Raw genomic sequence first — 12,407 nt, forward strand, 5'->3', positions numbered from 1 at the left:
CCGGCCGTCAGCGGGCTGTCGGTGCGGCCGCCGGATAGGTCGGAAGTTCGTACTCGTCGGTCCGGCCGAAGAACAGCTTCATCGTCACCGGGCGCATCGGCTTCGACATCATGACGCGGTTGGCCGTGCGGCGCAGCGCGGTGCCGAATGCGTTGGGCGACAGCATCATCTCGATGCCACCGCCGGGCAGCTGCTTGGCCTTGTCGACGAACGGGGTGACCTTCTCCTCGTACCGCCGCAGCGCGGCCGGCACGTCGCCGGGATCGGCCGCCAGTTCCCCGGCGAGGATATACGCGCCGACGAGGGCCATCGCCGTCCCCATTCCGGTCATCGGGGAACCGCAGTACCCGGCGTCACCGACCAGGGTTACCCGACCGGCGGTCAGGGTCGGCATATCGATGCGCGCGAGTTCGTCGAAGTAGAAATCGTCGGCCCGCGACATGGCGGCCAGAACGGCGGGCGCGTGCCACTGCGGGCGGTGGCCGATCTTCTCGCGGATCAGTTGCCGCTGCGCGTCGATGTCGCGGTGCAGCGCCGGATCGGGGGACCCGAGCAGGGTCAGGACGGCCTTGGCGGTGGCCGGATCGCGGTCGGGGCGGATGCCGACCGCGGCGGAGGGGAGTAGCTGCAGGGCGAACCAGCCCGGGGTGACGCCCTCCGGTGTGGGCATGGTGAAGAAGGAGGCATAGCCGCCCAGGAAGGTGCTGAACCGTTCTTCCGGACCGAAGGCGAGTCGTCGCGTCGCGGAGTGCACGCCGTCGGCGCCGACGACGAGGTCGAAGCGCTCGCTGCGTCCGGAGGAGAAGGTCACCGTGACGCCGTCGTCGGTCCGGTCCAGGGACTCGATCCGGTCGCCGTAGCGGTAGGTGCATTCGCCACCGGCCTCGGCGATGGCGTCGAGCAGGACCTGATTCAGATCGCCGCGGGTGATCTCGATATCGGCTACCGGACCCTTGCCCTCGAAATGCTCCATCGCCATCTCGGCATAGGTTCGGCCCTTGGGATCGATGTAGGAGATCCCGAGCTCTTCGAGCTGGTATGCGGCGATGCCCGGCATCAGTCCCATCCGCTCGGCGACCTCGCGACTGGGACCGCGCAGGTCGACGGCCTGCCCACCGGGGCGCGGCGCAGCCGCGCGCTCGACGACGGTGACCCGGATCCCGGACCGAAGCAGTTGCAGGGCAACAGCATTGCCGGCGATGCCGCCGCCGGAGACGAGGACGTGCAGCGGGCTGGAGGCGGTGTTCATGACGCGTTCCCTATCGGTTGGTTCGAACGTCTTAGACAAATGTGCCATATGGCTGGCACGCTTGTCTAGTACAAATGTCTTAGACGTTGTAGCCTGGGGCTATGGGTAATCGAGAGGATCTGTTGGCGGGGGCGAAGCAGGCGATTTTGGAACGCGGACTGGCCAAGGTGACCGCCCGGGACATCGCGGGGGCGGCCGGGGTCAGCCTCGCCGCCATCGGTTATCACTTCGGCAGTAAGGAACGTTTGATCGCCGAGGCCATCGCGGAGGCGACCGGTGACGAGATCGGCCAGGGCATGGAGGCGGCCATCCGGGATGCGGGGGAGGGGCGGTCACTGCCCGAGTCGGTGGCGGCCACCTGGAACGGCATGCTCGACGTCATCCAGAATCATCCCGACGAGCTGATCCTGAGCTTCGAGAATGGGGTGCGCGTCGCCCGGTCGCCGGAATCGCAGCAATACTTCTCCGAGGCGACCGAGGAGGTCTACACCGCGCTGTTGGAGCCGCTGCGTGCGGTCCATCCGGAATTGTCGGCTGCCGACGCGCGGGCGGTCGCCAAGGTCTATTTTGCGCTCTTCCAGGGAATGGCGTTGCAGTGGCTGATCGCGCCGGCCGCCGAGCCGGTCACCGGTGACGATGTGATGCGCGCCGTCCGCGCGATGGCGGGAAAGTAGTGGCGTTCGTGGCGAGTGTGTGATGCCGGGCTACTGGGCGACCGTTTCGCCGGGGCGATACCGCTGTTTCCGGATCCACACGAGCCCGACCCACGACACCGCCACCACCACGACGACGAGTACGCGCACGAGATCGAGAGCGCTGCGCGGGTACAGCACGCCGGTGATGTAGTAGTCGATGAAGCCCGTCGAGGGCAGCCCGGCCTCGCCGGCGCGCTCACGCGCCCACGTCTCGAGGTGGGTCAACGGGCATTCGAAGCCGAACAGGACCGTACCGAAACCCCAAGCGACGGCCGCGATATGGGTCCAGATCGTCCACCGCCAGCGCCACGCGAGAAATCCGCCGACCACCAGGTAGGCGATGAAGAGGAAATGCACACCCGCGGTGGCATCCGCCAGCAGCCGGTACATCACGCCATCCAGACTAGGTCGATCTGTCTCGCGGCGCGCGATATTCCGAAGGGCGCGAACGATTGTCGTGGGCTCGCCGGTCTTCGTCGGCAGCCCACGGGCACGGACCAGAGCGTTACCAATACCGTTACGCACATATGCGCATTGAAATATGTAAGCGCACCGTGTCGACCCGATGGTCTCGGGAACTACCGAGACCCGGTGAGCACAGGAGGGGAAGGCGCTGTTACCGGTGTGCCCGGTCCGGCCGGTCGGTGCGCGACCCGGTCGGGCCGGACCCCGCTGGGCGCGGCCGATCACCAGTAGCGATGCTGCTTTCCATCCGTGTCGGTGAGGAAGACGACGGCGTCGGCGCCGTGGAGATCCGCCTCGGCCAAGGGGATGTGCCCGCGCACGAAGGGGGCGTCGGCGGGCAGCGGCGTGGGCAAGGCGGCGCGTAACACCGCCGCCGGGAAGAGCGTGCGCCGCATCGTGGCTCGTGCCAGCTCCCCCTGAAGCGTGCCGGGTGTGCTGCGGGGACTGCCGTCCGTCGCCACGAACAGGTAACCCTCGCCGAGCGCCAGTGCGACCAGAGCTCCGGCGTTACCCCAGACGGGGGCGTCCAGCTCGGCGGGCGTCAGCGGAGGCATTCGCCGCAAATGTGCATTGTGTGCAAAAACCAAGGTGGGGCCGCGGTCCTTCTCCTGCGCCGCGATGGCGAGCAGATTCTCGGCCATCATCTCCGACCGCAGGGCGGACAGTTCGGTGATGCGGTCGCCGGTGGGCCGGGCCATCGCGGCGTGGTAGCGCAACAGGCCTTGGGCGGTGCGCGCGTGGGCCAGGGCCCGCTCGTGCGCGGCCGGATCGGTGGGGCGCAGGGCCGGTGCCGCCCGCCGCACCACGCTGGTCAGGTCGTCGGCGGCGATGCGCAGATCGCGCACCCGCTCGGAAGCCCCGATGGACGCAGCCGGTTCGTACATGGCCTGCGGGTCGGTCCAAGCGTCCTCGTCGCCGAGTAATGCCTCCAAGTCGCGGGCCGTGTCGGGGCGCCAAGACTGGGGCAGGTAGCCGATGACGGCGGACAACGCCTGTCGAGGGCTGGGGGCGGCCGAGAATTCCACCGGCGCGTCGAACCCGTGAAAGCGGACCCGGTCCTGCGGTGCCAGACCGGCGTTGTGTCCGCGGAGCCATTCCACGAGTTCGCGATTGCCCGGGATCGCCCCGAAGCCGTGGCTGAATCCGGTGGCGAGCACGGCGTCGAGGTCGACCGCTGCTCCGGCGATGTACTCGTCGACCAGAGCTGCCGCGAAGAGATCGATCTCCAAGGCGATCGATCGGAAGCCGCGGGCGACGAGTTCTGCGAACAGTTCGTTGCGTAACCGCGGGAACGCCGCCACACCATGGGTCGGCTCGCCCAGAGCGAACAGCGCCGGAGGTTCGGTGCGTCCGGCGAGCAGTTCGCCGACCGCCCGACCCAGGTCGGTGCGGTCCGCAAGCGGGCTGCCGAGATCGCGCAAATCTGTGCCGATGGACATGAGAAACCCTTTCGAAGAACGGTGCCTTCGACGCTATCGTTGAAGTTTCGAGTGAAGCTTCTGCAGCAATGACCTGCTCGAACTCCGAAAAAGCCTCAAAGAGGAGTGAAGTCTGCGGCCCATCGATCTCGCCCGCGAGCACGGCCTGTCCGCCCAGGCGATCCGCAACTACGACGAGGCGGGCATCCTCCCGCCGGCCGAACGCAGCGACTCCGGCTACCGGCGCTACACCGCGCTGCATGCCGAGGCGCTGCGCGCCTTCCTGGCACTGCGCCGCGGCCACGGCCATCAGCGAGCGGCGGAGATTCTGCGAGCGATCAATCGCGGTGATGCCGAATCCGCCTACCGGCTGATCGATACATCGCATGCCGAACTGGTCGCCGAGCGCAGAACCAGGGCCGAGGTCGCCTCGGCGTTGCAGACCCTGTCCACCACCGCACCGCCCGCGATACCCGGCCGGGCGCTGACCGTCGGGGAACTCGCGCGCCGGCTGGGCCTGCATCCGGCGACGTTGCGCACCTGGGAATCCGAGGGTCTGCTACGTCCCGAGCGCGACCGGGCGGGATACCGCAGCTACGGTCCGGAGGCTGTGCGCGCGGCCGAGATCGCGCGACAGCTGCGCCGCGGCGGTTACCCGCTGCGGCGAATCGCACGGTTTCTCGAGACCCTGCACGGGGCAGGGGGCGCGGACGCCCTACGCGTATTCCTCGACGCTTGGCAGGCACGGCTGGGGGAGCGCAGCCGCGCGCTGCTGTCCGGAGCCGGCGCGCTGGATTCCTATCTCGCCTCACGGGAGTCGGCGGAACGATAACGGCCTTCCCGTCGGCCGGTCGTCTCGGCCGGTCGTCGGCGGGGGAGGGCGCGATGTGGGCCCGGTCTCGTGGCGGCTCGGCGTGGAGCGAAGAACGTGGATAGGCGTCGACCCCTCCGAGACCGGGCAGTCGCGCCAGCCGTCGAAACGCGAGATATTACATACCGGTACGGAAATATGCGCATCTAAATATATGAGCTCAGCAAGGCCAGACAAAGACACCACACGAACACTCACCACAAAAGACAGCCCCGACCGGGGTCCGGGGTCACCAATTCGACGGTTCGTAGTCCTTCAGGAAGCAGCCGAACAGGTCCACACCGGCTTCGCCGCGGACGATCGGGTCGTAGACCCGGGCGGCGCCGTCGACGAGGTCGAGGGGAGCGTGGAAGCCTTCCTCGGCGAGGCGGACCTTGGTGTAGTGCGGGCGTTCGTCGGTGATCCAGCCGGTGTCGACGGCGGTCATCAGAATGCGGTCGGATTCGAACATCTCGCGAGCGCTGGTACGGGTGAGCATGTTCAGCGCCGCCTTGGCCATATTGGTGTGCGGGTGGCCGGGGCCCTTGTAGCCGCGGCTGAACACGCCTTCCATGGCGGAGACGTTCACAACGTATTTGCGCCGGGCCGGCGAGGCGGCGAGGGCGGGGCGCAGCCGCGAGATCAGCAGGAACGGCGCGGTCGAATTGCAGAGCTGCACCTCGAGCAGTTCCGTGGCGTCGACCTCGGCGACGGTCTGAACCCAGCTGTTGGTGTGGGCGAGATCCGGCACGAGGCCGCCCGCATCGATCGCCACGCCACCGGAAATGCGTTCGGGCGTGGCCGATCCGGCGACCAGGGCGAGGTCGGTGACCTCGGCGGCGGACAAGGTGGTGACCGCGGGCGCGGAGTCGAGAGCGGCGGTCAGCGCATTCGGATGGGCCTGGGTGGTGGTGCCGAAGCTGATGGTGTCGGGTAGTTCGCCGGCGGGCAGCGGCGCGGATTCGGCTTCGACGAGCGCGGAGTAGGCACCGGCCGAGCGTCGCACGGTCTGGGCGGCGTTGTTGATGATGATGTCGAGCGGGCCCTGGGCGGCGACATCGTCGGCCAGGGCGACGACCTGTGCGGGATCGCGGAGGTCGATTCCCACGATGCGGAGCCGGTGCAGCCAGTCGGAGCTGTCGGGCTGCGCGGTGAAGCGACGGATGGCGTCGTTGGGGAAGCGGGTGGTGATCGTGGTGTGGGCGCCGTCGCGGAGCAGTCGCAGTGCGATGTACATGCCGATCTTGGCGCGGCCGCCGGTGAGCAGGGCGCGGCGGCCGGTCAGATCGGTGCGGGCGTCGCGTTTGGCGTGGTTGCGGGCGGCGCAGTCGGGGCAGAGTTGGTGGTAGAAGTGGTCGACGCGGGTGTAGCGCTGTTTGCAGATGTAGCAGGGCCGCGCGCGGAGCAGGGTGCCGGCGGCCTCGCCGGAGGCGTTGCTGGACAACGGGATTCCGGCGGTTTCGTCGTCGATGCGGTTCGGTGAGCCGGTGGCGGTGGCGGCGACGACAGCGCGGTCGGCGGCCGCGACCGCCTCGCGGGCGGCGTTGCGGCGGCGCTTCTTCAGTTTCTTGAACATGTGCCCGACGGCTCGCTGCACGGCGATGGAGTCGGGGTGGTCGTCGTCGAGCATGGCGGCCCGGTCGAGCACCCGCAGGCAGATGGCGAGTTCGTCGGGATCGATCGCGGTGTCCGGCGAGGGGGTGGTGGGCGCGTTCGTTGCGGTGTGCTCAGCCATCGTGCTGCCGGAGGGTCCTTCGTGTGCTCGGTGATTACCGGCGCCTATTGTCGCATCGTGCACCACGGCGGCTTCGGGGTGCTCCTATCGGGGCGAGTAGTGGATGGGCCGATGGTCGGTGTGCTGGTCGTCGATGAAGTTGGCGATCGCTTCGACGACGAGGAGCGGTTCGGTGAGCGGCAGCCACGGATCGGCGGGCAGTTCCCGCAGCCACAGCCGGTCGACGTCGCGGCGGATGTGGTGGCGCAGGGTGGGCAGGGCGGCGGTGTCGGCGCGGTCGAGGATGAGCTGTACGGGTACGGCGGTGGGCTGGGTGCGGGGATGGCGCAGATGGTGGGCGAGGTTGGCGGCGACGATGCGGGCGCCGGCGAGGAGGTCGGTGGGCCAGGTCGGGGCCTGCGGTACGACGCGGGCGCGCAACCGGGGCCAGTGCAGTAGTCGCCGGCCGACGACGAGCCAGCTCAGCCGCGGCAGTCGCCACCACGGACTGCGGGGGCAGCGCAGATCGCGTACGGCCAAGGCGAGGTGGTCGAGGTGCGGGGCGGACAGGGCGGTGGCCGAGGCGATCCGGATGTTCGCGCGGGGGTCGCCGAGTGCGTACCACAGTTGGATGGCGCCCCAGCCGTGTCCGGCGAGGTGGACGGGCCGGTCGGGGCTGACCGCGTCGAGGACGGCGAAGAGGTCGTCGGCGAGATGGGGTAGGCGATAGTGGTGCGGCCGGGTGGGTGCGCTGGAGCGGCCGTGGCCGCGCACATCGAAGGTGACCACGTGGAAGCCGTCGGCGAGGCCTGCGGCGACGCGATTCCAGATGCGGTGGGTGTCGGTGATGCCGGGAATGAGCACGATGGTCTCGGCGTCGGGTCGGCCGTACTCGTAGACGGCCAGATCGCCGCCGGGGGTGCGGACGGTGCGGGGGCGGGCGGGCGTGCGGTGGTTGGTCATCGGTCTACTCCGTGAGCGCGGGTGGAGGCCGCTCGTACTGCCGGTACGGTAACGGTACCGACAGTACGTGGCGCGCTGTCCGGTGGGTCGGCGTCTGAGGCAATTGTGCTGTAGCTAACCCGTTTTCGTCTCCTGCGGTTCGGCTGGTGATTTCGTACCGGCGGTACGTGTAGTGTTCGGGTGATCGTTCGTTCGACTGGGGAGTCGCCCATGGTGTCTCGTGTCGGCAGGCGCTCTGCGCCTCGGGTCACGCGGGAGGAGATCGTCGATGCGGCGATCCGGGTGATCGACCGGGACGGTCCGCAGCCGAGTATGGACGCCATCGCCCGGGCGGCGGGGATGACGAAGCCGCGGTTGTACCGGCAGTTCGCGGACAAGGCTGAGTTGTACACCGAGATCGCGGATCGGATGGCGCGGACCGCATTCGCCTCGGCCGGTGCGGATATGACGCTGTTGTTGCAGCCGCCGAAGCCGGCGCTGCGGCGCGTGTTCACCACGTACGCCGAGGGAATTCTGGAGCACCCCAACGTTTTCCGGTTCCTGATGCGGGCGCCGGTGGTGCAGACGGCGCGGTCGAGCCGGTCGGGTGATGCGGCGGTCGGTGCGGTGCTGCAGTTCGATCTGGGGCGCGATGCGGCTCGGCGGTTCGCCAGGGTGGCGCGGGCGGTCGCGGCGGCGGTGCCGATCGAGACCGATGGGCTGGACTATCTGTCGCGTGCGGTGGTCGGGGTCGTGGTGGCGACGTCGGAGTTGTGGTTGGCGGGTTCGGAGCCGCCGCGGCGGATGGATGAATTCGTCGAGCGCACAACGGATCTGGTGTGGTCTCTGCTGGATGGTTTTCTGCGCGGTCAGGGTATCGTGGCCGATCCCGAGCTGCCGATTTTCAGCACGCTCGCAGCGGTCGGCCGAGCGGAGGACGCGCGGTGAACCGACGTTGTTGACAGCACGCCAATAGTGCGCCAGGCTGGGTGCGCGGGACCGGTGCGGTCCGGTTCCGGGTACGAGACGAAGGAAGTAACGATGGCGCGCGCCGCGTGGAGCGACGATGAGGTCGAGGCCGTCCGGGATCTGGCGAAGACCTTCTTCGAGAAGGAAGTCCTGCCGCACGAGGAGAAGTTCGTCGCGCAGGGGCATCCGGACCGTGAGCTGTACAACCGGGCCGGTGAGCTGGGTCTGTTGTGTGCGGCGATTCCGGCCGAATACGGCGGTGGCGGCGGCACTTTCGCGCACGAGGCGGCGGTGATCGAAGCGCAGTCCTATGCGGGCGACGGCTCCCTGGGTATGCCGGTGCACTCGTCGATCATCGCGCCCTACATCCATCATTTCGGGACCGAGGACCTCAAGCGACGGGTGCTGCCGAAGGCGGCCAGTGGCGAGATGGTGCTGTCGATCGGGATGACCGAGCCGGGGACGGGCTCGGACCTGCAGAACATCAAGACCCGCGCGGTGCGTGAGGGTGACGAGTATGTGATCACCGGTTCGAAGATCTTCATTTCCAACGGCTGGTTGTGTGACGGCATCGTCATCGCGGCCAAGACCGATCCGACGAAGGGCGCGGCGGGGGTGTCGCTGATCTTCGCCGAGGTGAGCGACGAGACGCCGGGGTTCCGGCGTGGCCGGATCCTGAACAAGATCGGCGGGAAGGCGCAGGACACCGCGGAGCTGTTCTTCGACGGTCTGCGGGTGCCGGCGTCGAATCTGCTGGGTGAAGTGGAGGGGCAGGGCTTCTATCAGATGATGCAGCTGCTCGCGCAGGAGCGGCTGGTGACCGCGATCATGGCGGTGTCGATGATGGAGCGGGCGGTGGAGTTGACCGTCGAATACACCAAGGGTCGTGAGGCTTTCGGTAAGCCGCTGTTCGCGATGCAGAACACGAAGTTCGAATTGGCCGAGTGTGCGACGATCGCGCGGGTGAGCCGGACCTTCCTCGACGACGCGATCGGTAAGCATCTGCGGGGTGAGCTGGATATTCCCACCGCTGCCATGTCGAAGTACTGGCTTACCGACCAGTTGGGTATTGTGGTGGACCGCTGTCTGCAACTGTTCGGTGGTTATGGATACATGACGGAGTACCCGATTTCCCAGCTGTACACCGGTGCGCGCGTGCTGCGTATCCTCGCCGGTTCCAACGAGGTGATGAAGGATCTCATTGCCCGCTCACTCTGATACCACGACCCAGCCGGCGCCGGCCGATGCCGATTCGGCGCGCCGGCGCCGGTTGGAGCCGGACGAACGGCGCGCCCAGATTCTGGCCTGCGCTATCGAGATGTTCGGCGAGCGTCCCTATGCGGCGGTGTCGACCGCGGAGTTGGCGCAGCGCGCCGGGGTCGCGCGCGGGTTGATCAACCACTACTTCGGCAACAAGCGGGATCTGTATCTGGCGGTGGTGCGGCGGATGGTGACGTTGCCGCGGCCGGATCACATGGTGATGCCGACGGGTACGCCGCGCGAGCGGGTGGATGCGAGTGTGTCCTGGTTGCTGGACACCATCAGTGGGTTGGGTAGTACCTGGGTGAAGGTGACCGGGCACGAGGGTATCGGTGACGATCCGGAGGTGCAGCGCATTCTGGACGAGGCCGACGATGCGGCGGCCGACCGCTTGTTGCAGATGGTCGGCCTGGCGGGTTCGGCGCGCGACGACGAGTTGCGAGCGCTGGTGCGTGCTTACAGTGGGTTGGTGAAAACAGCCGGGCGGGAATGGATCACCCGCCGCAGCCTGAACCGTGAGCAGGTGCATCATCTGCTGGCGGATGTACTGATGGCATTGGTCGAGACCACGTTTCCGCGCATCGAACAGGGCCGCTGAACGTCCGGTTCGCGGCGGGATCGCGCGGGGTTCTCAGCCGGGCGTGCGGGCTCGGCTGGGCTGGACGCGTGGGGGCTCGTTGGGCATTTTCGGGTAGTTCGGCGGCCAGGGCGCGTCGAGGAGTCCGGAATCGAAGTCGCGGCGCGACATTTCGAGCAGCGGTTGGATCGATTGGGGGGTGCGGTCGGCCCACGGGTCGCCGGATTCGGCGAGGCGTGCGGGAACGGTGGCGATGGTGAGGTCGTCGGGGACGACGGACTCCAGTGCGTCCCAGGCGATGGGGGTGGAGACCTGCGCGCCGACCTTGGGTCGCACGCACCAGGCGCCGAAGACGGTTTTGTGTGGTGCGTTCTGGTTGTAGTCGATGAAAACGCGTTGTCCGCGTTCTTCTTTCCACCAGTTGGCGGTGATCAGGTCGGGGTGGCGGCGTTCGAGTTCGCGGGCGAGGGCGACGGCGGCGGCCCGAACCTGATAGCCGTCCCACAGGGGTTCGAGGAGGGCGTAGATGTGCAGGCCGCGGGAGCCGGAGGTTTTCACGCGGGCGTCGATGCCGAGTTCGGCGAGCAGGTCGCGGGTGAGGACGGCGACGTGGCGCAGATCGTCGAAGCCGATACCGGGGGAGGGGTCGAGGTCGATGCGCAGTTCGTCGCTGATGTCGAGGTCGCCGATCTCGCCTTCGATGCGGGCCGGGACACCGCCGGCCGGAACGTGATTGGGCCAGACGTGGAAGCCGAGGCAGCCGAGGTTGACCGCCCATAGGATGTGGGCGAGGTTCGCGGCGACGAGCGCGTCGCTGGCGGTCCCGTTGGGGGTGGAGACCTGCACGGTCTGCAGCCAGTCGGGGACCGATTTCGGGACGCGTTTCTGGAACCAGGATTTGCCGCCGGCGCCGTCGGGATAGCGTTCGAGCAGCACGGGCCGGTTGCCGATGGTGCGCAGCAGGGGTTCGGCGACGGCCTGGTAGTAGCGCACGAGGTCGAGTTTGGTTTCGCCGCGTTTGCCGAAGTAGATCTTGTCGGGGTTGCTGATGCGGACGGTCACGCCGTCGGTGTCGATGTCGATGGCGTCGCTCACGGCTGGGCCTGCGCTTTCGCGGCGGTGAAGATGTCGGCGAGTTCGGCGGGGGCGACCTCTTCGAGTTGGGCATAGGTGCACGATTGCGGGGTCCGGTCGTCGCGGAAGCGGACAAGTCGTCCGCCGTGGCGTAATCGTCCGGCCATGAGGTGTTCGTAGCGGACTTCGGCGACCAGTTCGGGCCGCAGTGGTTCCCAGGACAGGTCTTTGCCGCCGGTCCAGCGGCTGATGCCGCCGGGCATCTTGCCTTCGGCTTCGGCCTGTGCGGCCGCGTCGGCCCAGTTGCGCCAGGGATGGTTGTCGAGGGCGCCTTCGCGCAGCGGTGCGAGTTCGTCGACGAGTTGTTTGCGGCGGGCGGCAGTGAAGCTGCTGGCGACGCCGACGTGGTGGAGGTGGCCGTCCTCGTCGTAGAGGCCGAGCAGTAGCGATCCGACGCCCTGGCCGTCCTTGTGCCAGCGGAAGCCGGCGACCACGCAGTCGGCGGTGCGTTCGTGTTTGACCTTGACCATGACGCGTTTGTCCTGCATATAGGGCAGGTCCCGGGATTTCACCATGACGCCGTCGAAGCCGGCGCCCTCGAATCGGGTGAACCAGTCCTGGGCGGTGTCGGGGTCGGAGGTGATGGGGGTGAGGTGGATGCCTTCGTGCGGGGTCGCGAGGAGCGCTTCGAGCAGTCGGCGGCGTTCGTGGAACGGGGTGCCGGTCAGGTCGTCGTCGCCGAGGGCCAGCAGGTCGAAGGCGACGAAACTCGCGGGGGTTTCGACGCTGAGTTTCTTCACTCGGGAGGCGGCGGGGTGCAGGCGGTTCTGCAGGACGTCGAAGTCGAGTCCGTGGTCGGTGACGACGACGATTTCTCCGTCGAGCACGCAGCGCGGGGGCAGTGCCGCGTCGAGGAGTCGCACGACTTCGGGGAAGTAGCGGGTGAGGGGGCGGTCGTTGCGGGAGCCCAGTTCGATGTCGGTGCCGTCGCGGAAGACGATGCACCGGAAGCCGTCCCATTTCGGCTCGTAGAGGAGGGTGTCCTCGCGGGGCAGGGCGGCGGCCGATTTGGCCAGCATCGGCTTCACCGGCGGCATGACGGGCAGGTCCACGCGATCCTCCTCGGGTCGGTCTCACCCATGCCGACGGTGTGGCCGGGCGAAATTCATCGCCCGGGCACCGTCGTCATGATCG

Annotated in this window: 12 protein-coding genes; 5 read left to right on the forward strand and 7 right to left on the reverse strand. The window is 68.0% G+C overall.

What is annotated here, in order from left to right; genetic code table 11:
- Positions 1 to 7: 7 nt before the first annotated feature.
- The gene (locus ON37_RS11935; RefSeq protein ID WP_040719142.1) at positions 8 to 1,249 is read right to left on the reverse strand and encodes an FAD-dependent monooxygenase; all 1,242 of its coding nucleotides are present in this window, start codon (positions 1,247 to 1,249) and stop codon (positions 8 to 10) included.
- A 101-nt stretch (positions 1,250 to 1,350) separates the two neighbouring features.
- On the opposite strand from ON37_RS11935, the gene ON37_RS11940 reads away from it, so the two are divergent.
- Positions 1,351 to 1,923: a TetR/AcrR family transcriptional regulator gene (locus ON37_RS11940; RefSeq protein ID WP_040719143.1), complete on the forward strand. Its 573-nt coding sequence runs from the start codon at positions 1,351 to 1,353 to the stop codon at positions 1,921 to 1,923.
- A 30-nt stretch (positions 1,924 to 1,953) separates the two neighbouring features.
- On the opposite strand, the gene ON37_RS11945 is transcribed toward ON37_RS11940, so the two are convergent.
- Together ON37_RS11945 and ON37_RS11950 are read right to left on the reverse strand one after the other, a co-directional pair.
- Positions 1,954 to 2,334, reverse strand: a complete 381-nt coding sequence (locus ON37_RS11945; protein WP_210741188.1) for a DUF2784 domain-containing protein — start codon at positions 2,332 to 2,334, stop codon at positions 1,954 to 1,956.
- Between the two features lie 296 nt (positions 2,335 to 2,630).
- Entirely contained in the window at positions 2,631 to 3,848 is a 1,218-nt protein-coding gene (locus ON37_RS11950; protein ID WP_040719145.1) for an erythromycin esterase family protein, read from the reverse strand.
- 112 nt (positions 3,849 to 3,960) lie between these two features.
- On the opposite strand from ON37_RS11950, the gene ON37_RS11955 reads away from it, so the two are divergent.
- Positions 3,961 to 4,659: a MerR family transcriptional regulator gene (locus ON37_RS11955; protein ID WP_040719146.1), complete on the forward strand. Its 699-nt coding sequence runs from the start codon at positions 3,961 to 3,963 to the stop codon at positions 4,657 to 4,659.
- A 268-nt stretch (positions 4,660 to 4,927) separates the two neighbouring features.
- On the opposite strand, the gene ON37_RS11960 is transcribed toward ON37_RS11955, so the two are convergent.
- Positions 4,928 to 6,412 carry an SDR family NAD(P)-dependent oxidoreductase gene (locus tag ON37_RS11960; RefSeq protein WP_051031498.1) on the reverse strand — a complete coding sequence of 495 codons (1,485 nt, stop codon included), beginning with the start codon at positions 6,410 to 6,412 and terminating at the stop codon, positions 4,928 to 4,930.
- An 84-nt stretch (positions 6,413 to 6,496) separates the two neighbouring features.
- Positions 6,497 to 7,354 carry an alpha/beta fold hydrolase gene (locus ON37_RS11965; RefSeq protein ID WP_051031499.1) on the reverse strand — a complete coding sequence of 286 codons (858 nt, stop codon included), beginning with the start codon at positions 7,352 to 7,354 and terminating at the stop codon, positions 6,497 to 6,499.
- 210 nt (positions 7,355 to 7,564) lie between these two features.
- On the opposite strand from ON37_RS11965, the gene ON37_RS11970 reads away from it, so the two are divergent.
- The 3 genes from ON37_RS11970 to ON37_RS11980 all read left to right on the forward strand — a co-directional run bounded on the left by ON37_RS11970 (position 7,565) and on the right by ON37_RS11980 (position 10,160).
- Positions 7,565 to 8,281, forward strand: coding sequence for a TetR/AcrR family transcriptional regulator (locus ON37_RS11970; protein WP_040719147.1), 717 nt, complete (start codon positions 7,565 to 7,567; stop codon positions 8,279 to 8,281).
- Between the two features lie 93 nt (positions 8,282 to 8,374).
- Positions 8,375 to 9,520: an acyl-CoA dehydrogenase family protein gene (locus ON37_RS11975; RefSeq protein WP_040719148.1), complete on the forward strand. Its 1,146-nt coding sequence runs from the start codon at positions 8,375 to 8,377 to the stop codon at positions 9,518 to 9,520.
- Positions 9,504 to 10,160, forward strand: a complete 657-nt coding sequence (locus ON37_RS11980; protein ID WP_040719149.1) for a TetR/AcrR family transcriptional regulator — start codon at positions 9,504 to 9,506, stop codon at positions 10,158 to 10,160. Before ON37_RS11975 ends, ON37_RS11980 begins: the two co-directional genes overlap by 17 nt.
- 33 nt (positions 10,161 to 10,193) lie before the next feature.
- On the opposite strand, the gene ON37_RS11985 is transcribed toward ON37_RS11980, so the two are convergent.
- Together ON37_RS11985 and ON37_RS11990 are read right to left on the reverse strand one after the other, a co-directional pair.
- A complete protein-coding gene (locus ON37_RS11985) occupies positions 10,194 to 11,234 on the reverse strand; it encodes a DNA polymerase domain-containing protein (RefSeq protein WP_040719150.1) in 1,041 nt (346 codons plus the stop codon).
- Positions 11,231 to 12,325: an ATP-dependent DNA ligase gene (locus tag ON37_RS11990; RefSeq protein WP_217999929.1), complete on the reverse strand. Its 1,095-nt coding sequence runs from the start codon at positions 12,323 to 12,325 to the stop codon at positions 11,231 to 11,233. Before ON37_RS11990 ends, ON37_RS11985 begins: the two co-directional genes overlap by 4 nt.
- Positions 12,326 to 12,407 lie beyond the last annotated feature (82 nt).

Source organism: Nocardia veterana NBRC 100344, assembly GCF_000308855.1.
Classification (GTDB): Bacteria; Actinomycetota; Actinomycetes; order Mycobacteriales; family Mycobacteriaceae; genus Nocardia; species Nocardia veterana.